22 protein-coding genes are annotated in these 23,040 nt (G+C 32.2%); 16 read left to right on the top strand and 6 right to left on the bottom strand.

Annotated elements, in window-relative coordinates; all coding sequences use genetic code 11:
- The first annotated feature begins 21 nt into the window (after nt 1–21).
- Nucleotides 22–276 (top strand): hypothetical protein, encoded by a 255-nt coding sequence (locus LQ189_RS06205; protein ID WP_230155085.1) that lies wholly within the window; start codon nt 22–24, stop codon nt 274–276.
- 75 nt (nt 277–351) lie between these two features.
- Here LQ189_RS06205 and LQ189_RS06200 read toward each other — a convergent pair whose 3' ends face one another.
- Complete coding sequence (locus tag LQ189_RS06200) at nt 352–1,182, bottom strand: M57 family metalloprotease (RefSeq protein WP_230155083.1); 831 nt, start codon at nt 1,180–1,182, stop codon at nt 352–354.
- 571 nt (nt 1,183–1,753) lie between these two features.
- Between LQ189_RS06200 and LQ189_RS06195 the strand changes: the two genes are divergently transcribed.
- The gene (locus LQ189_RS06195; RefSeq protein ID WP_230155081.1) at nt 1,754–4,456 is read left to right on the top strand and encodes a S8 family serine peptidase; all 2,703 of its coding nucleotides are present in this window, start codon (nt 1,754–1,756) and stop codon (nt 4,454–4,456) included.
- Nucleotides 4,457–4,467: 11 nt separating this feature from the next.
- On the opposite strand, the gene LQ189_RS06190 is transcribed toward LQ189_RS06195, so the two are convergent.
- Complete coding sequence (locus tag LQ189_RS06190) at nt 4,468–5,037, bottom strand: Crp/Fnr family transcriptional regulator (RefSeq protein ID WP_230155079.1); 570 nt, start codon at nt 5,035–5,037, stop codon at nt 4,468–4,470.
- 230 nt (nt 5,038–5,267) lie between these two features.
- On the opposite strand from LQ189_RS06190, the gene LQ189_RS06185 reads away from it, so the two are divergent.
- Both LQ189_RS06185 and LQ189_RS06180 read left to right on the top strand, forming a co-directional pair.
- Nucleotides 5,268–6,380: a polysaccharide lyase family 1 protein gene (locus LQ189_RS06185; protein WP_230155077.1), complete on the top strand. Its 1,113-nt coding sequence runs from the start codon at nt 5,268–5,270 to the stop codon at nt 6,378–6,380.
- Nucleotides 6,381–6,563: 183 nt separating this feature from the next.
- Nucleotides 6,564–7,451 (top strand): carbon-nitrogen hydrolase, encoded by an 888-nt coding sequence (locus LQ189_RS06180; protein WP_086454502.1) that lies wholly within the window; start codon nt 6,564–6,566, stop codon nt 7,449–7,451.
- A 72-nt stretch (nt 7,452–7,523) separates the two neighbouring features.
- On the opposite strand, the gene LQ189_RS06175 is transcribed toward LQ189_RS06180, so the two are convergent.
- A complete protein-coding gene (locus LQ189_RS06175) occupies nt 7,524–9,050 on the bottom strand; it encodes a choice-of-anchor I family protein (RefSeq protein WP_230155074.1) in 1,527 nt (508 codons plus the stop codon).
- 175 nt (nt 9,051–9,225) lie between these two features.
- On the opposite strand from LQ189_RS06175, the gene LQ189_RS06170 reads away from it, so the two are divergent.
- Complete coding sequence (locus LQ189_RS06170; protein ID WP_230155073.1) at nt 9,226–10,266, top strand: agmatine/peptidylarginine deiminase; 1,041 nt, start codon at nt 9,226–9,228, stop codon at nt 10,264–10,266.
- 75 nt (nt 10,267–10,341) lie between these two features.
- On the opposite strand, the gene LQ189_RS06165 is transcribed toward LQ189_RS06170, so the two are convergent.
- Entirely contained in the window at nt 10,342–12,609 is a 2,268-nt protein-coding gene (locus tag LQ189_RS06165) for a M1 family metallopeptidase (protein WP_230155070.1), read from the bottom strand.
- 156 nt (nt 12,610–12,765) lie between these two features.
- Here LQ189_RS06165 and LQ189_RS06160 point away from each other — a divergent pair, with 156 nt between their 5' ends.
- The 3 genes from LQ189_RS06160 to LQ189_RS06150 all read left to right on the top strand — a co-directional run bounded on the left by LQ189_RS06160 (nt 12,766) and on the right by LQ189_RS06150 (nt 14,830).
- The gene (locus LQ189_RS06160) at nt 12,766–13,617 is read left to right on the top strand and encodes an aldose 1-epimerase family protein (RefSeq protein ID WP_230155068.1); all 852 of its coding nucleotides are present in this window, start codon (nt 12,766–12,768) and stop codon (nt 13,615–13,617) included.
- A 9-nt stretch (nt 13,618–13,626) separates the two neighbouring features.
- On the top strand, nt 13,627–14,178 hold the full coding sequence (locus tag LQ189_RS06155) for a GNAT family N-acetyltransferase (RefSeq protein WP_230155066.1): 552 nt from the start codon (nt 13,627–13,629) through the stop codon (nt 14,176–14,178).
- A gap of 100 nt (nt 14,179–14,278) precedes the next feature.
- Nucleotides 14,279–14,830, top strand: a complete 552-nt coding sequence (locus LQ189_RS06150; RefSeq protein ID WP_230155064.1) for a DUF3575 domain-containing protein — start codon at nt 14,279–14,281, stop codon at nt 14,828–14,830.
- Here LQ189_RS06150 and LQ189_RS06145 read toward each other — a convergent pair.
- Nucleotides 14,827–15,051 (bottom strand): VF530 family DNA-binding protein, encoded by a 225-nt coding sequence (locus LQ189_RS06145; protein ID WP_086454509.1) that lies wholly within the window; start codon nt 15,049–15,051, stop codon nt 14,827–14,829. The genes LQ189_RS06150 and LQ189_RS06145 overlap by 4 nt on opposite strands.
- A gap of 58 nt (nt 15,052–15,109) precedes the next feature.
- Between LQ189_RS06145 and LQ189_RS06140 the strand changes: the two genes are divergently transcribed.
- Both LQ189_RS06140 and smpB read left to right on the top strand, forming a co-directional pair.
- Nucleotides 15,110–15,595 carry a histidine phosphatase family protein gene (locus LQ189_RS06140; RefSeq protein ID WP_086454510.1) on the top strand — a complete coding sequence of 162 codons (486 nt, stop codon included), beginning with the start codon at nt 15,110–15,112 and terminating at the stop codon, nt 15,593–15,595.
- Nucleotides 15,596–15,632: 37 nt separating this feature from the next.
- Nucleotides 15,633–16,085: an SsrA-binding protein SmpB gene (gene smpB, locus LQ189_RS06135; protein WP_086454511.1), complete on the top strand. Its 453-nt coding sequence runs from the start codon at nt 15,633–15,635 to the stop codon at nt 16,083–16,085.
- Nucleotides 16,086–16,272: 187 nt separating this feature from the next.
- Here the strand turns inward: smpB and LQ189_RS06130 are convergent, their stop codons facing one another.
- Nucleotides 16,273–16,914: a protein-L-isoaspartate(D-aspartate) O-methyltransferase gene (locus LQ189_RS06130; protein ID WP_230155061.1), complete on the bottom strand. Its 642-nt coding sequence runs from the start codon at nt 16,912–16,914 to the stop codon at nt 16,273–16,275.
- A 144-nt stretch (nt 16,915–17,058) separates the two neighbouring features.
- On the opposite strand from LQ189_RS06130, the gene LQ189_RS06125 reads away from it, so the two are divergent.
- The 6 genes from LQ189_RS06125 to LQ189_RS06100 all read left to right on the top strand — a co-directional run bounded on the left by LQ189_RS06125 (nt 17,059) and on the right by LQ189_RS06100 (nt 22,867).
- Nucleotides 17,059–18,024 carry a Gfo/Idh/MocA family protein gene (locus LQ189_RS06125; protein WP_230155059.1) on the top strand — a complete coding sequence of 322 codons (966 nt, stop codon included), beginning with the start codon at nt 17,059–17,061 and terminating at the stop codon, nt 18,022–18,024.
- A gap of 81 nt (nt 18,025–18,105) precedes the next feature.
- Nucleotides 18,106–18,993 (top strand): 3-hydroxyacyl-CoA dehydrogenase family protein, encoded by an 888-nt coding sequence (locus LQ189_RS06120; RefSeq protein WP_230155057.1) that lies wholly within the window; start codon nt 18,106–18,108, stop codon nt 18,991–18,993.
- Between the two features lie 82 nt (nt 18,994–19,075).
- Nucleotides 19,076–20,296 (top strand): DUF1015 domain-containing protein, encoded by a 1,221-nt coding sequence (locus LQ189_RS06115; protein ID WP_230155055.1) that lies wholly within the window; start codon nt 19,076–19,078, stop codon nt 20,294–20,296.
- A 23-nt stretch (nt 20,297–20,319) separates the two neighbouring features.
- Nucleotides 20,320–20,982: a YggS family pyridoxal phosphate-dependent enzyme gene (locus LQ189_RS06110; RefSeq protein WP_230155053.1), complete on the top strand. Its 663-nt coding sequence runs from the start codon at nt 20,320–20,322 to the stop codon at nt 20,980–20,982.
- A gap of 23 nt (nt 20,983–21,005) precedes the next feature.
- Entirely contained in the window at nt 21,006–21,374 is a 369-nt protein-coding gene (locus tag LQ189_RS06105; protein ID WP_230155051.1) for a four helix bundle protein, read from the top strand.
- Between the two features lie 131 nt (nt 21,375–21,505).
- Nucleotides 21,506–22,867 carry an exonuclease domain-containing protein gene (locus LQ189_RS06100; protein WP_230155049.1) on the top strand — a complete coding sequence of 454 codons (1,362 nt, stop codon included), beginning with the start codon at nt 21,506–21,508 and terminating at the stop codon, nt 22,865–22,867.
- Nucleotides 22,868–23,040: the final 173 nt, after the last annotated feature.

Genomic DNA, 23,040 nt, shown 5'->3' with positions numbered 1-23,040 from the left:
TCATTATTAATTTTCAGCATTATGGACATCGTAAAATTTAAAATCACGCCAAAAACAATAAAAGTAGAAGTACGAAATTCTAATAACTATGTTTTCGATTTTAACAATTCGGTTTCAATTGCTAAAGAAGACAAAGACGTTCTCTTAAAGTTATACAATGCTCTTGACTTGCTATTCAAAAAAGAAATCACACCTGAAATAAAAAATTATATTTCACCCAACCAAACAAATATTTTAGATCAAATAAAAGAGGTTGGCGGGTTGAACGAAGATTAAATTATAACAAAAAGGCTGTTTCACATTATGGAAACAGCCTTTTTTTTTATTTTGTAAAGTGTTCAACGAAAATAATTAGTACAAGAAATTTAAAGCAGTAACATCATTACCATTAAATGCTCCAGTATCACTTCCACTAAAGCAAGCTCTCATTAAAGATGTAGCATCGTAACCTGTTGGTGTTCCTGGAATATGTACAGCTCCCACGCCAGCAGTTCCTTCATTTGAATTTTGTCCACAACTTTGACGGCTAAACCAGTCTGTGTGACGCAAACCTATACAGTGTCCTATTTCGTGAGCAGCAACATGTGAATTAACTGCTGATGAATACGTATCCATTCCAGAATACAACGTCACAGAGTTAAACGGATTTCCTCCTGTAGGGAATCCAGCTACTCCTCCTGCACCACCAGAGGCTCTTCTAACTACGATATTAGCTCCGGTTGTACTAGAACTAAAAGTTAAAGAAAAACGTAATGTTAAACCTAAATTGTTGTATCTATTTACAGCCGCCTGCAATCCAGAACGCATGTTAGCACTTAGTGCAGAAGCACCCGTTCCTGACAAACCTACTATTCTAATAGTTCTAGGTCCTGAAACAAGGTTATTAGTACGATACTGCTCAGTAGTTATACCACCGTGCAAGTCCATTTTATTTAATTGATCTTTAGTCATAACAATATCGCCTTCTATTAAGAAAGCATCTTCTGTTGTTCCATTTGGATTAGTATGCTTCACCACTTGAACGTCTTTATTATTAAAAGATAAAGCACTAATTTTAGCTAGAATTTCAGGGGTTATTTTGTTAGCCTCAGGTTTTGTTTGATTGGTTTCATCATCTTTACTACAAGATACAAATGCCATAACTGCGCATGACATTACTAAAATTGATTTAATTTTTTTCATTGTTTTGGTTATATTTGGGTTAATTAATGAATTGTATATGTGAACACTTTACAAAATCATTACATCGAAATTAGACAATTATTTTTGTACGAATACAATAAAAATATTTATATAACAATTTTAACATATAATGTTATATTATTTTATTGAAAAAGCTCGCAAAGCCAGCAAATACGTTTTAAGCTTATTTTGTATTTTTAATAATACATCAATCAAATTGTTAAATAAAAACACTTTCTGCGAATATGATTATAACAAAATCAGGTTATTTGAATTATTTATCAATTTATGTAAAACAAGTTCTATTTAATTTGATTAAATTTGGTTTTTATAATCAGCTGTGCCCGATCTTAATTTAAATAAAATTCTTAAATTTAAAATGGCTTATTTTAAATTTTTAACGTATTTTTTGTAAGAATTAAAATTTAAAAAAAAACTTTTTACATGGAATTAAACCTAGTTTCGAAGTGTTTTATTTAAAAAAAAATATCTGATTTAGACATAAATTAATAACACTTATTTTACACTATAATAAGATTTAAAAACTTTATTTAACATCCCAAAAAAGTTGATGAAAACTAAATATACCATACTTGCCATTATTTTTCCTTTTATCCTTTTTGCACAAACAGAAGAAAAATGGAAAAAATTTATTAGAGAAAAAAGAGATAAAAATTTAGCGCAATTTTATCTTGCAAATACGCAAGATGCGCTTATTAATAATTGTAAGATTATAAAAAAATTAGATTCAAAATTTAGTGTGATTTCCTTTTCAAAAAAAGAATTTGAAAACCACAAACTTAGTTCACTACCTCTAAACGATTTATGGAAATTACCCACAGGTTTAAAATTTCACTCTTCAAAAAAAAAATACACAATAGTTACTGATAGCGTAAAAAATGTAATTAACAAACTCAATGCCTTAAAAATTGAAACTACCCCCCAAGGCAATGTAGTACTTGTTGAAGCTAATTATAAAACAATACTTAACCAAATCATCCCTTTGAACGATGTTTTGTCAGTAACACTAGAGTCTTATAATCCTTCATTTGAATCTAAAATTATAGATCAAAACTTTAGTGTTAACCAAATCAATGGGGCCAGAAAAAAATTTGCTGATATTAATGGTTTTAACCAAATTGTATCTGTAAAAGATGCCTTTTTTGACACTAATGATGTTGATTTACTACAAAAACACATTCAGTCAAGCACGCAATCTAATCAAATATCACAGCATGCTACAGCCATGGCAACTATTGTTGCAGGTTTAGGAAATAGTTCTGTACTTGGAAAAGGTGTTGCACCGCAAGCAAAAGTTCAGTCTTCCAATTTTCTTTCCTTATTTCCAGATGAAATTTCAAGCCTACAAGGAGCCACGGTTCAAAATCATTCTTACGGAACAACAATCGAAAATTTTTACGGTAACCTAGCCTCGGTTTATGACAAAACACTTTATGAAAATCCAACGATCAGTCATGTTTTTTCTGCTGGAAACAAAGGTGTAGAAGGTTTTAAAAGCATCACAGGAAATTTTAAACAATCAAAAAACAGTATTGTGGTTGGAAGTGTAAATGCTAGTGAAAAAAGTATGTCATTTTCATCAAAAGGACCTGCGTATGACGGTAGAATCAAACCCGAAATTGTAGCCTATAGTACAGAAGGTACATCAAATGCTACAGCTATCACAACAGGAATAATTACCTTAATGAAAGAACTGTACGAAAAAAAATACACCTCTCAGCTACAAAATGCAACCGCGAAAGCCATTTTAATAAATAGCGCAAAGGATTTAGGTAACAAAGGCCCTGATTTTACATACGGTTTTGGTAACATAAACGCATTAAAATGCTTAAACAGTATTGAAAAAAATAGAATTATAACAGGCAAAAGTGTTCCAGGTCAAAAAAATAACCATCAAATAATAGTTCCTGAAAATAGTAAAAACGTTAAGATAACCCTTGTTTGGACAGATCCTCCAGCACCAGCAAATACTAATATAAGTTTAATTCATGATCTAGATTTGGAATTAATTTCACCAACAGAAACATTTTTACCCTGGGTTTTAAACCCAGATTTACCTCAAGAACCCGCTAAAAAAGGCGTAGATAAAATAAATACAGTAGAACAAATAGAACTAGAAAATCCACAATTTCAAACCTACACTATTGTTGTTAACAATTCTCTAAGCAATAATGCTATTCAAGATTACAGTATTGTTTATGATTATGAGATAAAAAACTCATTTGAATGGAACTATCCTATTTTAAATGATAATTTCCCATTAGACGGAAAAACAGCTTCACCTTTTAAGTGGAATACTACAATTGAAAATAACACTGGAGATTTAGCAATAAGTTACAATGAAGGACAAACCTGGGAAACTATTGCTACTAATATCAATCCTAATACAAATCAATACCTTTACCTACCCTCTCAAGAACTTTTTACGAAAGCAAAACTTAAAATGAAAATTGGGGATGAAGACTTTATTTCAGATAATTTTATCATTTCTTATGATTTAAATACCACAACTTCATTAGTTTGCAATGGAGTAACCGAAATCAACTGGACTAAACCAGAAACAGTAACTAGTTTTAACATTTATGAATTAGTTGATGATAAACTTGTGTTTAAAGAGCAAGTAACTAACTCCACCTACACTTATAGAAACGGTAAAATCCATGCTGTTTCTCCTAATTTTAAATCTATTGAGGGTATAAAAAGCGAATCTACTTTACGGTATGAAAATAACTCCAATTGTTATTTTGAATTTGTAAATGCCGAAATTGCAACCGAAAATCAAATTACAGTCTCAACCAATCTTTTTAGTCTATTTCAAATAAAAAAGGTAGAACTCTTAAGAATAGTCAACAACAAAGAAATACTTGTGACATCGAAAAATGTTCTTTTATCTAAAAGTTTCACACTAGATGATCTGGCTCCATCAGAAGGATTCAATAAATACAGGGTGCAACTGACACTAGATGATAATACAACAGTAAATTCAACAGCTATTGATATTATTTTTCTGGGAAAAAGTGATTTTTTTGTTTATCCAACGGCTTTAAAACCAAACCAAGACATTAATATTGAAACTAAAGCAGAAGAAGCTTCTTTCTCTCTTTTTAACTTGAACGGGCAAAATATTGTATCACAATCCTTTACTACCAAAAATAATTCTATCACTTTACCAAGTCTATCAAGTGGTATTTACATTTACAAAATCACTTCTAAAACTGGAAAAAATAAAACTGGAAAAATCAGTATTCAATAAAATGCAACAACTCAAATTGTCTTTTTTATTTTACAAAGGAATTCATGTGAAACACCCAGATACGAAGAGAGATTTCTATCATTAATGCGTTGTGCTTTTACGGGATATTTATTTATGAAATCTAAATAACGTTGTTTTGATGTCTTGTTCAAGATATCAAGCAATCTATCCTGCATAACAATATTTGTTTTTTCTATAAGCAAGGTGTGAAATTTTAAAAGCTTTGGGACTTCTTTAAACAATTTAGTTTTATCCTTTTTGTTGATGACTAAAATTTCACAATCTTCAAGTGCTTTGATGTTATATCTTGTAAGCTTATCATGATAAAAACTTTCAACATCGCTAATCCAGTCATTATCAAATGCAAAAAAAAGAATGCTCTCTGCTCCGCTTTCATTCATCTGATAAATTTTGAATACCCCTTTTAGAACAAATGCTTCATATTTACTATTAGAATCTTGAATTTGGAGATAATCATTTTTTTTTAGTTTAACATGTTTTACGTTTTCCAAAATTAATTCCCATTCTTCATTGGTCAAGGGAATTTTTTTCTCAATGTTATTTCGCAGTAATTCGTACATTTTTTTGGGGTTTGATTTATATTAATTATGCATTATTTTAATCGAAAAACAGTAGGTTATGCAATCGATTACGTAAAAATAATGAATTTATGGTATTTTCAATATAACAATTAATAAAAAACACAAAATTTAATTAATTACATGTTTTATTGAACAAGTTCAATAATTATACGTTTTTTTATGATTTATTTTGTAAAGCTTTAAATCACTAACATTTAACAAAAAGTACTATGAAATTAAATTTAAAATTATCGATTTTCATTGTGAGTCTTTTCTTTGGACTTACAAGTTGTAACAATGAAGAAACTGCAGAAAACAATGCAGTTACTGCTGAGTTAGAAACAAAAACAACAAAAAACAATGCAAGAGTTGGAGATTGTGCTGCTGTTCCTGGTTGGGCATCACAAAATGGTGGAACTACTGGCGGAGGCAACGCAGCTGAAACAGTTGTATCTAATTATGCACAGTTAAAGGCTGCGATAGAAAACACTTCGGTAAAAGTCATCAAAGTAACAGGAACCATAACTATTCCTGCAACTTCAACTGGACGAATAGCTTTTCAAGATCAAACTGGAAAAACTATCTATGGTGCAAGCGGTGCAAAACTCGTTTCAACGGATCAAACAAAAGCTAATTCTGGAATTTTGAATATCAAAAGATGTAAAAACATCATTCTTAGAAACCTAATTTTTGAAGGACCAGGAGCCTACGATACAGATGGTTGGGATAATATGATATTAGACAATTGTCAAAATGTGTGGGTGGATCACTGCGAATTCAGAGACGGAGTAGATGGTAATTTTGATATTAAAAATCAATCTGACTTTATTACAGTATCCTACACTAAATTTATATACCTAAAAGCTCCAAGAGCAGGTGGATCTGGTGGTTCTCCAGATCACAGATATTCTAATTTAATAGGTTCTAGTGATGGTGCAACAGCTGATAGAGGAAAACTACGTGTTACATTTGCAAGATGCTGGTGGGCTAATGGATGCAAAGAAAGAATGCCAAGAGTACGTTTTGGTAAAGTACATATTGTAAACAACTACTTTAACAGTTCTGCTAGTAATAAATGTGTAGCTGCAGGTCTTGAAGCTAGCATTAGAGTTGAAAATAATGTATTTGAAAATGTAAATCAACCTATTGATCTTATGACTGGTTATACAGCCGTTACAGCTGTAGGAAACATTTTTACAAACACTACAGGTAATACTGCTGGAAGCAATATGGCTTTTACACCAAGTTATACCATACCGTTACTGTCTGCTAGTGCTGTAAAAGCTAATGTTACAGCTGGAGCAGGCGCTACATTTACTGGCAACATTTGCGGATCTTTTTAAACAATAAACATTTTTTTTAAAGAACACTTCTTGCACAGCAGGAAGTGTTTTTTTTTTTTTGCTAATTATAAAGCAGTAGAAAGCTTAATTCAAAATTCTTTATTAAAGTTCATTAGCAAACACATGAGGTCTATTTTATACTAGCCATAAAATTTACTATTTTTGCATTCTAAAATTTATGTCATGCCAAATAAAAAGTACAAAATAGCTGTTATTCAATTAAACCTGAATGATGTAGCCGAAAATAATTTAAAAAAATGCATCAGTTGGGTTCGCGATGCCGCAAAACTTGGTGCTGAAGTAATTTCTTTACCCGAATTATATAGCAGTCATTACTTTTGTCAAAGTGAAGATGTAGATAATTTTGCTTTAGCTGAACCACTTTACAGTACTTCTTTTATTGCTTTTAGTGCCTTGGCAAAAGAATTAGGTGTGGTAATCATTGTTCCTTTTTTCGAAAAAAGAATGGCTGGCATTTACCACAACAGTGCTTACATTATTGATACAGATGGATCAGAAGCAGGGTTGTATAGAAAAATGCACATCCCAGATGATCCCGCTTTTTACGAAAAATTCTATTTTACACCGGGTGATTTAGGATTTAAAAATAATCGTACACAGAAAGGAAATATAGGAACATTAATCTGTTGGGATCAATGGTATCCAGAAGCAGCACGCATAACAGCTCTAAAAGGTTCCGAAGTATTGTTTTACCCAACAGCAATTGGTTGGCATCCACAAGAAAAAGAGCAATATGGTGAAAACCAATATGGCGCTTGGATGAATGTTATGAAAGGTCATGCCGTTGCAAATGGTGTTTATGTTGCAGCAGCAAACCGCATAGGTTTAGAAAAATATTTACCCGAAACTCCTGGAATTGAATTTTGGGGTGCTTCATTTATCTGCGGGCCACAAGGTGAAATTTTGGCGCAAGCCTCACACGATAAAGAAGAAATATTAATTGCCGAAGTTGATTTAGACTTACAAGAAAATGTGCGCCAAAACTGGCCATTTTTTAGAGACAGACGCATAGATGCCTTTGGAGATATTACAAAAAGAGCAATTGACTAACTGCTCTTTTTAAAACAAAAAATCCCTGCTTAAAGTTTATTCAAGCAGGGATTTTTTATTTAAAAATACTTTTTAGTTCAAATCTGGCTGAAAAACTTTCACACTTCCATCACCCTCACTACTTACCACAAGCAAACTTCTTTTTGTTGGACTTTTTGAAGCAGGAATATATAGTAAACCTTCTGGAGCATCACCCGTTTTTATAGTTTGCATTAGTTTTGGTGCAGCAGGATTTGAGATATCATAAATCATTACTGCATCGGCGCGTTCAAGACCTACAAAAAGTATTGTTTTAGTCCCCATTTTTGTAACTACAACAGATTCTGGCTCAGCACCTTTATCATCACTTCTGCCGTCATCATAAAAACCTAATTCTTGTGATTTTTTATCCAATTCATTTTTACTATCATACACTAATTCACCCGTTGTACCATTCCATATAGAGAAAGATCTAGAACCAAACGATACTAGTTCATCAAAATCACCATCTCCATCAGTATCACCCATTTTAGTATTGATATTTAATCTTCCTAGACTTGACTCCGCTTTTAAAGCTGCTGCATCTGGAAATGCAACAGGATCCAGAACCACTGATGAATGACCTACTCTTCTAACATCAACAAAAGCACTATATTCTCTAGCATCACCTTCATTTGCAGTTACAAAATAGGATATTTTATTTACCTCAAAACTACTTATGGCATCAGGTTGATACATTCCTTTTATTTTCCAAGGTTTCATAAATACCCCTCCATCTTTATCGCTAACATCAATTGCATTATCAGCAAGATTATAGTCTTTTAGACCCAAAGGAAAAATATTCGTAATCGTTTTGCTTGTCAAATCAATTTTAGCAACTCCATTATTTTCTTGTAAAGTTACCCAAGCTGTTTTTGAATCAGCAGATATCGTAATGTATTCTGGTTCAATATCATTAGCAAAATTGTTTGTAGGACTAGCTATTCTAAATCCTTTCCCTTTTAACGCAGCTAACTGATTGCTAAAACTTGCAAAATTCAAAGTAGAAACAGCATAATTATTGGCCACAGAAATGACAGACACAGAACCTTCAGGATCAATTGAGTAAGTGTCATTTGGTTCACCTTCATTAGCAGTCATAATAAAATTTCCATCAGGAGAAAATGTAATCATATCAGGTAATGCCCCAACAGTAATTTCTTTAATAAGAGCATATGTAGTGGTATCAAAAACCAAAACTTTACCAGGATCCTGCTTATTAGTTTTTGCCTCTAAGGCCACAGCTAATTTACCATTAAAGGTAGCAACACTATTTGATGCACCATTGTAAGGAGTCAAATCAATACTTGTTACAAATTTTGGACTCGTTGGATTTGATAAATCAATTACATCAATTCTATTCGTATTGCTATTATTAACCGTAAAAAGTTTTTTTGATATTTCGTCATATGCACTAATTTCAGCAGCACCTGCTCCTCCTATTGTAAGACTACCAATTTCTTTAAACGAAGCAGGATTTTCATTCACAATAGTTTCTTGATCATTACTTGAATTATCCTCTTTAGTACAACTAGACAAAATCAAGATTGCAGCTAGAAGTGAAATACTGTATTTTTTCATAAATTATTTTTTATCAAAAATAGAAATGAACAAATCAACTGTAATTAACACAATATTATTTAATCATTACCTTAACACTATAATTGAAAACGCAGTTTTAAAAAATTGCAATGTTTGCTCGTTTTTTAAGTGAGCCTGAATCATTATATTTGCAACCTTGATAAACGTATATAATATGACTACAAATACTAGGCGTTTTCCAGCCGAATGGGAAAAACAACAAGGAATGCTACTGTGTTTCCCTCATAATGGGAAAGATTGGCCAGGAAAATATGAAGCAGTTCAATGGGCTTTTGTAGAATTTATTAAAAAAGTAGCAACTTTTGAAACTGTTTTTTTGGTTGTGGCTGATGAAAACCAAAAAGCAAAAGTAAACACCATGCTGGAAACAGCTCATGTTGAACTAACAAATGTTTTGTATATCATTTACAAAACCAATAGAAGTTGGATGCGTGATTCTGGACCAATCATTATAAAGAACGGAACCGAAAGAGAGGCATTAAACTTTAATTTTAATGGCTGGGCCAAATACAAAAACATACAATTAGATAAATTTGTTCCTGAGAAAGTGGGCGAATTTCTAAATATTCCTGTGACTCAAGTCATGTACAAAGGAAAACCAGTAATTGTTGAAGGTGGTGCCATCGATGTAAACGGATGTGGAACCTTATTAACATCCGAGGAATGTTTAATGCACCCAGACATACAGGTTCGAAATGCAGACTTTACAAAAGAAGATTACGAAGCCGTTTTCAAGGAATATCTTGGCGTAACTAATGTAATTTGGTTAGGCGACGGAATTGAAGGCGATGATACTCATGGACATATTGATGATTTGTGTCGATTTGTAAACGAAGATACCATTGTCACTATTGTAGAAAATGATCCGCTTGATAAAAATTATAAGCCGCTTCAAGACAATTTAAAACGTTTACAAAATGCAAAACTTGAAAACGGAAAATCTCCAATTATTGTAGCATTGCCAATGCCGAAGAAAGTAGAATTTGACGGTTTGCGATTACCTGCTAGCTATGCTAATTTTTTGATTTTAAACCAATGTGTTTTAGTACCTACTTTTAATGATAGTAATGATCGTAAAGCTCTAAACATAATAGCAGAATGCTTTCCAGATAGAGAAATTATCGGCATAAATGCAACTGATTTTATTTGGGGTTTTGGGACCTTACATTGTTTAAGTCAGCAAATACCTGAATAAAGAAATAAAAAAAGACTTGTAAATAATTACAAGTCTTTTTTGTTAAAATAAATTCTTCTTTAAAATTCCAAAAAGTTATTTATCTCTGGTAAAAGGAATTTTTTGTCCACCTGGAACAGTCATATCAAAACCATTTAAACTTTCGTTGAATTCAAACTTAAGTCCTGCTTGTTTTGATTCAAAAGTATTTTTTCCAATATTCTCCACTGAAAAAGAAGGATAATTTGTAATCATAGCACTAAGAGCACCATTTTTTTCAGAAAAAATAATTTTAAGAGGTGCCATTTGAGTTGAATAAGTTCCCAAATAACCATCCAGAATTACATCTTTTTCAAGCAAACCTTTGTCAGCAGTCCATACATTATTTGCAGTATTAGAATCTGGAAACGCATGATCAGGATCTAATGTGATGCTTTCTATTTCCTCTGTAGAATTGTGTTTAAACGACCACGATTTGTTTTTCTGCCACACTTCAACTGGTAATTGTACTCTGGTTATCTTTCCGCTTTTAGTTTTCACATCTAAAGAAACCGGCATAGCCATTTTTTCAAAATTCTCAATAGTAATAATTACTCCTTTTTTAGGATCATTTTTTACATATTTTATTGAATTTATACCTTGATCTAAGCGCCAATTGTACTGGAACCAACCTCTCCAGAACCAGCTCAAATCTTCACCAGCAACATTCTCCATAGTTCTAAAAAAATCATCAGGCTGTGGGTGTTTGTAAGCCCATCTTTCGATATAGGTTTTCAAAGCCAAGTCAAAACGCTCTGGCCCTAAAACCTGCTCTCTAAGAATTACCAAACCTGAACTTGGTTTAGAATACGCCAAAAGACCAATGTTACGCTCCTTCATATTATCTGGTGAACTCATTATTGTTTCCAGAAAAGGACTTGTATACATTTCTGCTCTTTGATGCATGTCTGCTTTTGGCTCTTTGTATTCTCCATTATTAAAATCAATTGAACTTAATGAATTGATAAAAGTATTGAAACCTTCGTCCATCCATGCAAACAATCGTTCATTAGATCCTACAATCATTGGAAACCAGATATGTCCAAATTCATGATCTGTAACTCCCCATAAATCTGCTCCTTTTGATTCCCAGCTACAAAAAACAATTCCAGGATACTCCATTCCACCTTCATTTCCAGCAACATTTACAGCTGCAGGATAAGGGTATTCAAACCACTTTTTTGAATAATGTTCAATAGAAGCCTTTGTATATTCTGTAGATCTTCCCCATGCTGCGTCACCTGCACTTTCAACAGGATAAACAGACATTGCTAAAGATTTTTTTCCGCTTGGTAAATTTATTTTGGCAGCATCTAAAATAAAAGATGCTGATGATGACCAAGAAAAATCACGGGCATTGATCATTTTAAAATTCCAAGTTTTTGTAGCTGATGATCCCGTTTTTGAAGTGGTAGCAACTTCATCGGCAGTTCTAATAAATACCGTTTTATCACTTTGTTTGGCTTGTGCCAATCTACTTTGTTCTATCGTTGAATATACAGCAGAAGCATTTGTCAACTCACCCGAAGCAACTACAATATGATTAGAAGGAGCAGTAATACTTACATCAAAATCACCATATTCTAAATAGAATTCAGAGGCTCCTAAATATGGGTTTACGTTCCAGCCACGAACATCATCATATACACACATACGAGGATACCATTGCGCCATGGTAAATATTTTTCCATTTTTAGTTTCTAAAACTCCCATTCTATCTGATCCTTCATAAGGAGCAATGAATGAGAAATCAATTTTAATTTTTATAGTTCCACCTTTGGCGTTAAGCGCTTGTGGCAAAAAAACTTGCATTCTAGTGTCTGAAATCACATATTTCACGGGTGTTTCTGTTGCTACACCTTTGTTAGTGCTAATCACAGAAACGGACTTGATTTTATGTCCTCCGTCAAAAACTTGACCTTGAGCACCATTTCTACTACCTGACAAGGGTACTATTGCACTTCCACGAGAATCAGCTTTAAAAAGATTTTGATCCAAATTCATCCAAACAAATCCTAATTTATCAGGACTATTGTTGGTGTACGTTATGATTCCAGATCCTGAAATTTCATTGTTTTTTTCATCTAATTTAGCCGTTAGTTTGTAACTAGCGCTATTTTGCCAATATTCTGAACCTGGCTGACCACTTGCAGAACGAGTTGCCGTTCCATTTTTAGAATAAAAATGTGGGGCAAAAGCATCATGATAGTCATACTTTGATACTGGACGTGCAGTATTCTCAGGAGTTTGTTGCGCACTAAGATTTGCAATTCCTAAAAGGAACAAACCTGCATGCCACAAAAATCCAACATTAATTTTCTTCATAGTTAATTGATTTTTTTTACAAATTAAGGAAAAAAAGATGATTTGTGACTTAAAATGCGAGAGATTTTAAGGACTTAAACCAAAAAAATTAGGTCGTGCTCAAATAATGAATATATTTACAACAAAAACCAAGGATTACAATAAACAACCATTATTTTGAATACAACCTTAAAAAACCACAAACTCACCGCAACCATAAATCATCGTGGTGCCGAGCTCATTTCTCTAAAAGACAACGATCAAAGAGACTATATTTGGAATGGAAATCCTGAATTTTGGGGCAAGCATTCTCCGGTACTGTTCCCAATTGTAGGAACTTTAAAAAACAATTCATTTCATTATGAAAACCAAGAATATCACTTATCACGCCACGGTTTTGCTCGAGATATGGATTTTGAATTAGTTGAAAGCACTGCCGAAAAAGCTGTTTTTTTGTTGTCACATAATAGTGAAACTTTAAAAAATTACCCTTTTGAGTTTCAATTGCAACTAATCTATACTCTGGAAGAAACAAAATTATCTATTTCTTACCATGTATTTAATGCAGGCACAAATACAATGCCTTTTTCTATTGGTGCTCACCCAGCCTTTGCGCTTCCAGAATCATTTGAAAGCTATGAAATCGAATTTGATCAAAATGAACCTTTGCAATATCATCTTTTAGAAAATGATTTAGTATCGAATGAAACTAAAAAATTAAATACTCAAGACAAAAAACTTCCTCTTGATTACACCCTATTCGAACTTGATGCGTTAATTTTTAAAACCATACAATCTAAAAATCTTACCATTTTAGAAAATAAAAAACCTATTTTAAAAGTTGAATATGAAGATTTTCCAAGTTTAGGAATATGGACAAAAAAAGCAGCACCATTTATTTGTATTGAACCATGGTTTGGATATTCTGATGTACTGGAGAGTACTGGAGATTTACTACTAAAAGAGGGCATTCAAATTTTAGAACCAAACGCAACCTTTCAATCTATATTCTCTATCAAAATTCTTTAAAAAAATTCTATGTTGACCATCAATTTCACACCATTTCCAAATCTTGAAACCGACCGTTTACTTTTAAGAAGAGTAAACGCAGGTGATGTAAAAGAAATTTTAATGTTACGATCTAATCCAGAAACCATGCAGTATATCCCTCGTCCTTTGTTAAAAACTGATGAAGAAGCTTTGGAACATATTGCTATGATTGATCAAAAAATTGAAGTTAATGAAGGTATAAACTGGGCTATAACTTTAAAAGATAATCCAACACTCATCGGGATTATTGGTCATTATCGCATTAAACCAGAACATTACCGAGCCGAAATTGGATACATGCTACTTCCTGATTATCATAAAAGAGGAATCATAACTGAGGCAGTTAAGGCTGCAGTTCATTATGGGTTTCATGACTTAAAACTACATTCTATAGAAGCAGTTATAGCACCTGAAAATATTGGATCAGCAAAAGTTTTAGAAAAAAATGGTTTTATAAAAGAAGCGCATTTTAAAGAATATGAATTTTACAATGGTAAATTTTTAGACTCTGTGATCTATTCCTTACTAGATCACTCATAAATACAAATATAAAAAACGCACAAATGTTATGTAAAACGTAAATTACTACTACATTTGTGCACTTATCAAACCCTTAAATCTAAATCCTACTTTATTAGCCATGAAAAAATTCCTGATCATCTTTGTTTTAATAACGTATTCCTCCATTTCTGCCCAAACCTATGTAAAAGCAAATGCTTTTACAACGCTTTTTACAATTCCTAATGTAGGTATAGAAACTAGCATTGGTAAAAAATCAACTTTTCATTTTGATGCTCTTGCTTCCTTTTGGAAATCTGTAAACGGTAAACCCAGAGAATTTTACACCTTTACTCCTGAATATAGATACCATTTCAAAGAAAAATACAATGGATTTTATGCAGGCGCACACATAGGGGCAAGTATTTTTAATTTCCAAAAATGGAATTATTTAAATACTAATTTATATGAAAAGGGTCTTGGATATTTTGCAGGAGCTACCATAGGATATCAAGTAAAAGTAAGTGATAAATTTATGATTGATTGCTTTTTAGGTGGTGGTTGGCATCAAGGATTTTACAAAGGATATGACTTAACTACGGGTGAACGCTATGATAAAGCCAAAAATTACAATAAAAGTGGAGAATCTTTGCCCTATCGAGGCGGTGTGATGGTTTCGTATAAAATTAATTAAAATTTTTTCATACTTTTAACATACAAATCTTCAACTTGTTTACGAGCCCACTCAGTTTTTCTTAAAAAAGTCAAACTAGATTTTATACTAGGATTACTTGAAAAACATTTAATTTTAATCAGTTCACTTAGGGTGTCAAATCCATAATGACTGACAAGCTTTTCTACAATTTGCTGAAGCGTGATTCCGTGTAGCGGGTCGTTTGATTTTAATTTTTCCATAGTACAAATATATACATTCTAAAATTTATGATTTATTAACCCCCTAAAAAATCTAACCATGAAAAAAAACCTACTCATCCTTGCCCTACTGTTTTTTAATATTTGTTTAGCGCAACAAAATGTTACTACCTATTATTTTATCAGACATGCCGAAAAAGTAGATGATTCCAAAAATCCTGATTTATCAGAAAGTGGATTGAAAAGAGCCAATCAATGGAATGCTATTTTTGCGGATGTGCACTTTGACGAAATTTACAGCACCGATTTTAAAAGAACCACACAAACTGCAGCACCTACAGCTACAGCTAAAAATATAAAAACTAAACTGTACGATCTTAAAGATTTAAATATTGAAAATTTCAAAAATGAAACTCTAAATAAAAAAGTCTTGATTGTAGGACACAGCAATTCAATACCCAAGTTTGTAAACCAAGTTATCAAATACAATTTGTTTCCTGATATTGAAGATACGGTTTTTGGGAACTTGTATGTAATTACAATCACTGGTGATACCATAAGCTACCATTTATTGAAATTACCATAAACATTGCTTGATATTTTAATTTTGTTACCTTTGCACCATGCTAAAAACAATCAACATTTACAATAAAAGAGCCAAATTCGATTATGAAATTATCGAAACATTTACGGCTGGAATCGTTTTGGCTGGTACTGAGATTAAATCAATTCGTTTAGGCAAAGCCAATATTACAGAAAGTTTTTGTGAATTCAGTAATCTTGAATTGTTTGCCATAAACACCTACATTGAGGAATACTCTTTTGGGAATCAATTCAACCACAAAGCTAGAAGCGAACGTAAATTACTCTTAAATAAAAAAGAACTTAAAAGTTTATCTAAAAGTGTTCAAGCTAAAGGCTTAACAATAGTTCCTCTTAAATTATTTACAAATGAAAAAGGAATGGCAAAACTTCAAATAGGACTTTGTAAAGGAAAGAAAACTTATGACAAACGAGAATCTTTAAAAGAACAGGATACAAAACGAGACTTAGAACGCATAAAAAAATCATTTTAAATTAAAATGATTTTTTTTGTTTTAGAGCAAAGCTATTTTGATGAAAAATTACGATATCTAAGCAGAGTAAAATATCTTATTTTTATTCCAAATAATTTAAGAAAAATTCATTTTTGGGCTAAGCCAAAAAAAATCATCTACAACTCTTTTTTCATAAAGTGCTGAAGATGATTTTTTTTTTTTTTTTTTAATTTTTATCTTCTAATAAAGGAACAAATCTAAATTCTCCAAATTCGTGCTTTTCAAATTGAGTTTCATTAATTCGAACAAGCAAGGTCATAATTTGCACGTCTTCACCAAGTGGAATTACTAGCCTTCCTCCTATTTTTAATTGCGCCATCAACGGTTTAGGAATAATTGGCGCACCAGCCGTTACAATAATGCTGTCGAATGGAGCGTAATTAGGTAACCCTTTGTATCCATCACCAAACGAAGTGTGTTTAGGACGAATATTAAGTTTAGGAAATAAATTTGTAGTTTTTTTAAACAATTCATTTTGGCGTTCTACACTATACACTTTAGCGCCCATGGTACATAAAACTGCTGTTTGATATCCCGATCCTGTTCCAATTTCTAGTATTTTATCTTCCTTTTTTACTTCTAATAATTGAGATTGAAAAGCAACGGTGTACGGTTGTGAAATAGTTTGCCCAGCACCAATAGGAAAAGCCTTATCTTGATAAGCATAATCTTCAAAGCTTGAATCCAAAAATAAGTGACGTGGTATCTTTTTTATGGCTTCCAAAACATTTTTATCCGTGATCCCTTTTTGCTCTAAAACGCTTACTAATTGATTCCGAAGTCCTTGATGTTTTGCTGTATCTTTCAAAATTTAAATTTTTATTTCTGTAAAAATAGAAAAGAAAAACTGAAATCAAATATTGGTTTTTAAATAATAATTTAGCGCACAATTTGTCTTAATTCAACAATAGATTAATCATTTAATTGCTATTTTTGTAAAAAATACACCCTTATGCTAAAAATTGGAGTATTAGGTGCTGGTCACCTAGGAAAAATACATTTGCGTTTATTACAACAATCTGACAAATATGAATTGGTGGGGTTTTACGACCCAAATCAAGAGAATGCTGAAAAGATATCAAAAGAGTTTGGATACAAACATTTTAGTACTATTGCTACTCTTATTCATGCTGTTGATGTAATTGATATTGTTACCCCAACGCTTTCACATTACAAATGTGCAAAAGTAGCTATCAAATCAGGGAAACATGTTTTTATTGAAAAACCAATTTCAAATACAGTAGAAGAAGCAGAAGAAATTATAGCCCTTGCCAATGAATACAATGTAAAAGGTCAAGTAGGTCACGTAGAACGCTTCAACCCTGCATTCATTGCTACTAAAAACATGATTGAAAATCCCATGTTTATTGAAGCGCATCGTTTGGCTGAATTTAATCCGCGAGGAACTGATGTCCCAGTGGTTTTAGATTTAATGATTCATGACATTGATGCTATTTTAAGTGTGGTTAAATCAAAAGTGAAGAATATTAGTGCCAGCGGAGTTTCTGTGATAAGTGACACCCCAGATATTGCAAATGCTAGAATTGAATTCGAAAATGGTTGCGTGGCAAACTTGACAGCTAGCCGAATTTCGATGAAGAACATGCGCAAATCTCGTTTCTTTCAAAAGGACGCTTACATCTCAGTTGATTTCTTAGAGAAAAAATGTGAAGTGGTAAAAATGAAAGATGCTCCAGAAGTTCCAGGCGACTTTGATATGATTTTACAAAATGCCGAAGGCGTAAAAAAACAAATCTACTTCTCCAATCCTGATGTTGAACAAAACAACGCTATACTTGATGAACTAGAATCGTTTGCAGATTCAATAAACGACAATACAACTCCAGTAGTGACTTTAGATCAAGCAACCGAAGCATTACGAGTTGCTTATCAAATTATTGATTGTTTCAAGAAATAAATAAAATTACTTTTAAGTTTAAGGTTTTCAGTTACTCAAAATAACTTTAAACTTTAAACTTTTAAACTTTAAACTCAAAATATGAAAACAATAGCCGTAATCGGAGCAGGAACAATGGGTAATGGAATTGCACATACCTTTGCACAAAGTGGTTTTACCGTAAAATTAATAGATGTTTCTGAACAATCTTTAGATAAAGGAATGGCAACTATTGCCGCTAATTTAGATCGAATGATTGCTAAAGGTACTATCACCGAAGAAGACAAAACAAAAACAATTACTAACATTATTACTTACAATGATATCGAAGATGGTGTTGTAGGTGTTGATTTAGTTGTTGAAGCTGCCACCGAAAATGTGGCTCTAAAATTGAACATTTTTGAGAAGTTGAATAAACTTTGTTCTCACGATACCATCTTGGCTACCAATACATCGTCTATTTCTATCACACAAATAGGTGCGGTTGTTGCACACCCAGAGCGTGTTATAGGCATGCATTTTATGAATCCAGTGCCTATTATGAAATTAGTAGAGATTATCCGCGGTTACAACACCTCAGATGAAGTTACAAAAACCATCATGAGTCTTTCTGAAAAACTAGGAAAAACACCTGTTGAAGTGAATGATTATCCAGGTTTTGTAGCCAACAGAATTTTAATGCCAATGATTAATGAAGCTATTGAGACTTTGTACAATAAAGTTGCTGGTGTATACGAAATTGACACGGTGATGAAATTAGGAATGGGCCAACCCATGGGACCACTGCAACTTGCTGATTTTATTGGTCTTGATGTGTGTTTGGCTATACTAAATGTAATGTATGATGGTTTCAAAAATCCGAAATATGCTCCTTGTCCTTTATTAGTAAATATGGTTCGAGCAGGAAAAATGGGAGTAAAATCTGGTGAAGGTTTCTACGATTATTCCGAAAGTAAAAAAGCAGAAAAGATTTCTAAACAATTTATTTAATGTCATAAAGTTTGAAAGTCAAAAGTCTTAAAGTCTTCCTCTTTAAACTTTTGACTTTTGACTCTTGACTTTTGACTTAATTATGGCTAAAATAGTTCCTTTTAAAGCAGTAAGACCTACCCGAGACAAAGTATGTCTTGTAACCTGTAGATCTTATGAAGAATATGTAAATGCTGAACTTGCAGCTCAACTGGATTTTAATCCTTTGTCTTTTTTGCACATATTAAAACCCGCTTATACCAATCAAGAAACTGTTTCATTTGAAAAAAGATACAAGCAAGTTCATCAAAAATACGAAGAGTTCAAAAACGAAATCATTCTTGTAAAAGATAAAAAACCAGCAATTTATATTCATAAAATTGTCACTAAAACACAATCATTTATTGGGATCATCGCGGGTACAAGTGTTGCTGATTATTGTAATGAAATTATCAAAAAACACGAAGATATCATAGCATTTAGAGTTCGGTTACTCAAAGAATACATGAAATATTCTGAGTTTAATACAGAACCCGTTTTGATGACTTATCCTGACAACAAAACCATAGAAGATTGGATTTTTAATTGCACTCAAAAATTAGCCGATTTTGAATTTTCGACTACAAAAAAAGAAATTCATTATTTATGGAAGATAGAAGATCCACTTGAAATCAATTGGATTCAAAATATTTTTGAAAAAACAGAGAGCCTTTATATCGCAGATGGACATCATCGTACCGAAGCTTTAAAATTATTATCTGAGGAAAATACCGATACTCAAAACACCTCTAAGAATCATATATTAAGCTACTTAATATCTGAAAATAACGTTAAAATTTATGAATTTAATCGTCTTGTAAAAGATTTAAATGGTTTGACAAAGGAAGAGTTTATGATTGCGTTGCAAAAGAATTTCAGTATTGAAAATAAATTACAACAACCTTTTCAACCCTCTCAAAAACATCACTTTGGGATGTATCTTGATAATGAATTTTATAGTTTAGTACTTCGTAAAGAAAATGAAATATTCAAATCTGCTTTAGACAGTTTAGATACTCAAATTTTATATAAAGAAGTTTTATTACCCATTTTAGGTATTGAAGATTTACGAAATGACGAAAGAATTGAATACCTCTCTGGAAAACAATCCGTATTAGAAGTAAAAAATAAAATAGATCAAGGCGAATTTGAAATCGGATTTATATTATTTCCTTCAAACATAGGGGAAATTAAAGCATTGGCCGATGCTAATTTAATCATGCCTCCAAAAAGTACGTACATAGAACCTAAATTCAGAAGTGGATTAGTAGTTTATGAACTTTAATATATAAAAATCAGGAATTCAACATGTCAATAGCTACAAATTTACTTGGAATTAAAACGTCATTACCAGAGCATGTAACTTTAGTTGCAGTTTCAAAAACCAAACCGGTTTCGGATTTGATGGAAGCTTATGAAGCTGGACAACGCATTTTTGGAGAAAACAAAATCCAAGAAATGGCCGATAAATGGGAACAAATGCCCAAAGATATCGAGTGGCACATGATTGGTCACGTTCAAACGAACAAAGTAAAATTTATGGCACCGTTTGTGAGCTTAATTCACGGAGTAGACAGCCTTAAACTATTACAAGAAATCAACAAACAAGCGTTAAAAAATAACCGAATTATAGATTGTTTATTGCAAATTTACATTGCCGAGGAAGAAACAAAATTTGGTCTTGATCAGGATGAACTTGCTTCCCTGCTAACATCAAATGAATTCAAAGAACTGAAAAACATTCAAATCGTTGGATTAATGGGAATGGCTACTTTCACTGATAATAAAGATCAAATCAAGAAAGAATTCACGCAATTGAAAACAATTTTTGAAAAAACAAAAAAACTGAAAAGTGAAAACTGCCAAATCGACATCCTCTCAATGGGAATGTCCGGTGACTATCAACTCGCAATTGAATGTGGCAGTACTATGGTTAGAATAGGAAGTAGTATCTTTGGGGGAAGAAATTAATTTCAATTTCAAAGTCGATAAAAATGCTTGTAAACGAACCTAATTTAGAAAAAATATACAATTTTGAAGACCGTTTAGTTAGATTTGTGGGAGAATGTATTTTCTTTGTTAGAAAACTAGAAAAATCTTATGAAATTGATTATTATAAAAATCAACTCATACGCTCCTCTGGAAGTGCAGCATTAAATTATGGTGAAGCTCAAGGGACTATTACAAACAAAGATTTTATTTTTAAAGTTTCTCTTTCTGTTAAGGAACTTAAAGAGTCGAGAAATTCATTAAAAGTTTTACATTACATAAAAGCAGGAGAATTAGAAGAAAGAAAATGGCTTTTGACAGAAGTTGAAGAATTAATCGCTATAGCTTCTAAAATGATAAACAACAAAAAATAATTCAATAACAATTACAATGTGTTTTCAATGGCAATAGAAATGGGAATTACAATTTTCAATTTTTAAGAATTTCCATTGATTTAAGATATTTATTTAGAAATTGTTATTGATTTTTGAAATTGATATTGAAAATGTACGCAATACTCGACATAGAAACCACAGGAGGACAATTTAACGAAGAAGGAATCACTGAAATTGCCATCTATAAATTTGATGGACATGAAATAGTAGATCAATTCATCAGCTTGGTAAATCCTGAAATTCCCATTCAACCGTTTGTTGTAAAACTTACCGGTATCAATAATGCCATGCTTACATCAGCTCCCAAATTTTTTGAGGTAGCCAAACGCATCATTGAAATTACGGAAGGTTGCGTGATTGTGGCGCACAATGCATCTTTTGATTATAGAATCTTGAGAACTGAGTTTCGCAGATTAGGCTATGATTTTGAAGCTAAAACACTTTGTACAGTTGCCCTTTCACAGAAATTATTACCAGAACAACCCTCACATAGTTTAGGAAAATTAGTGCGAGCACTTGGCATTCCTATGGCCGACAGGCATCGTGCCAGCGGAGACGCATTGGCTACCGTTAAACTGTTTAAAATCCTTTTAGAAAAAGATTTAGAAAAAGAAATTGTTAAAGATTTCATCAAACTAGAAGTACAAAAAGGTATTGCTCCTAAACTCTTAGACATTGTTTCAAGTTTACCATCAAAAACCGGTGTTTACTACATTCATAATGAGAAAGGAAATCTTATTTACATAGGTAAAAGCCGAAACATAAAGAAAAGAATAAACCAGCATTTTACAGGTACTACCAATAAATGCAAAAAAATTCAAGCCGAAGTTTACACAGTAACATATGATGAAACGGGTAGTGAACTAATCGCTTTATTAAAAGAAAGCGAGGAAATCAAAGTCAACAAACCCATATACAACAGGGCACAACGCAAAAGTATTTTTCAATTAGCTTTGTATGCAGAAAAAGATGAGAAGGGATATTTGAACTTAAAACTTCAAAAAGCGGATGGCCGTAAAAAGGAAATCACATCCTTCACTTCTATTCAAGAAGGAAAAAATGCTTTATTTAGAATCACATCTCATTACAATTTATGCCAAAAACTAACGGGTTTGTACGCTAGTAAAACAAACTGCTTTCAATACACCATAAAAGAATGTGATGGCGCTTGCGTAGGAGAAGTATCTCCAGAGGAATACAACAGCAGAGTACAAGCTTTTATCGACAAAAATAGTTTTGACAATCAAAACATGATTTTAATTGACAAAGGCCGAACCATAAGCGAGCGCTCAGCGGTTTTGATAGAAAACGGAATTTACAAAGGGTATGCTTTTTATGATTTGAACTATCAAATAACCAATGTTGAAATCCTAAGAAACATTATTATCCCAATGCAGAATAATCGCGATGTGAAGAATATTATTCAAGGACACATCCGAAAAAACAAAACGTTTAAAATAGTTCATCTATAGGCTGAATATTAATTGTGATCCTATAAATCAATTATCTTAAACTAGATTTATGAAACTAATAATCAAATTTAATTTCACATAGTGTTTTGATCATGAATCCGAATCTTAATTTATTAACCTTGAAGCCAATCCAGCTGTACACTTCAACTCCTCGTGACTTCAGTTGTTTTTCT

The sequence above is a fragment of the Flavobacterium sp. CECT 9288 genome, from assembly GCF_918731615.1.
In the GTDB taxonomy this organism is placed as follows: Bacteria; Bacteroidota; Bacteroidia; order Flavobacteriales; family Flavobacteriaceae; genus Flavobacterium.
Note: the sequence above shows the minus strand (reverse complement) of the source record. Positions and strands in the feature narration are given on the sequence as shown.

Bases quoted from the DNA above. Each gene is read 5' to 3' on its own strand.
- LQ189_RS06170 (WP_230155073.1), top strand. From the start codon at position 9,226: ATGACTACAAATACTAGGCGTTTTCCAGCCGAATGGGAAAAACAACAA.
- LQ189_RS06120 (WP_230155057.1), top strand. From the start codon at position 18,106: ATGAAAACAATAGCCGTAATCGGAGCAGGAACAATGGGTAATGGAATT.
- LQ189_RS06125 (WP_230155059.1), top strand. From the start codon at position 17,059: ATGCTAAAAATTGGAGTATTAGGTGCTGGTCACCTAGGAAAAATACAT.
- LQ189_RS06205 (WP_230155085.1), top strand. From the start codon at position 22: ATGGACATCGTAAAATTTAAAATCACGCCAAAAACAATAAAAGTAGAA.
- LQ189_RS06155 (WP_230155066.1), top strand. From the start codon at position 13,627: ATGTTGACCATCAATTTCACACCATTTCCAAATCTTGAAACCGACCGT.
- LQ189_RS06145 (WP_086454509.1), bottom strand. From the start codon at position 15,051: ATGGAAAAATTAAAATCAAACGACCCGCTACACGGAATCACGCTTCAG.
- LQ189_RS06195 (WP_230155081.1), top strand. From the start codon at position 1,754: ATGAAAACTAAATATACCATACTTGCCATTATTTTTCCTTTTATCCTT.
- LQ189_RS06190 (WP_230155079.1), bottom strand. From the start codon at position 5,037: ATGTACGAATTACTGCGAAATAACATTGAGAAAAAAATTCCCTTGACC.
- LQ189_RS06105 (WP_230155051.1), top strand. From the start codon at position 21,006: ATGCTTGTAAACGAACCTAATTTAGAAAAAATATACAATTTTGAAGAC.
- LQ189_RS06165 (WP_230155070.1), bottom strand. From the start codon at position 12,609: ATGAAGAAAATTAATGTTGGATTTTTGTGGCATGCAGGTTTGTTCCTT.
- LQ189_RS06175 (WP_230155074.1), bottom strand. From the start codon at position 9,050: ATGAAAAAATACAGTATTTCACTTCTAGCTGCAATCTTGATTTTGTCT.
- LQ189_RS06150 (WP_230155064.1), top strand. From the start codon at position 14,279: ATGAAAAAATTCCTGATCATCTTTGTTTTAATAACGTATTCCTCCATT.
- smpB (WP_086454511.1), top strand. From the start codon at position 15,633: ATGCTAAAAACAATCAACATTTACAATAAAAGAGCCAAATTCGATTAT.
- LQ189_RS06115 (WP_230155055.1), top strand. From the start codon at position 19,076: ATGGCTAAAATAGTTCCTTTTAAAGCAGTAAGACCTACCCGAGACAAA.
- LQ189_RS06110 (WP_230155053.1), top strand. From the start codon at position 20,320: ATGTCAATAGCTACAAATTTACTTGGAATTAAAACGTCATTACCAGAG.
- LQ189_RS06185 (WP_230155077.1), top strand. From the start codon at position 5,268: ATGAAATTAAATTTAAAATTATCGATTTTCATTGTGAGTCTTTTCTTT.
- LQ189_RS06200 (WP_230155083.1), bottom strand. From the start codon at position 1,182: ATGAAAAAAATTAAATCAATTTTAGTAATGTCATGCGCAGTTATGGCA.
- LQ189_RS06100 (WP_230155049.1), top strand. From the start codon at position 21,506: ATGTACGCAATACTCGACATAGAAACCACAGGAGGACAATTTAACGAA.
- LQ189_RS06140 (WP_086454510.1), top strand. From the start codon at position 15,110: ATGAAAAAAAACCTACTCATCCTTGCCCTACTGTTTTTTAATATTTGT.
- LQ189_RS06180 (WP_086454502.1), top strand. From the start codon at position 6,564: ATGCCAAATAAAAAGTACAAAATAGCTGTTATTCAATTAAACCTGAAT.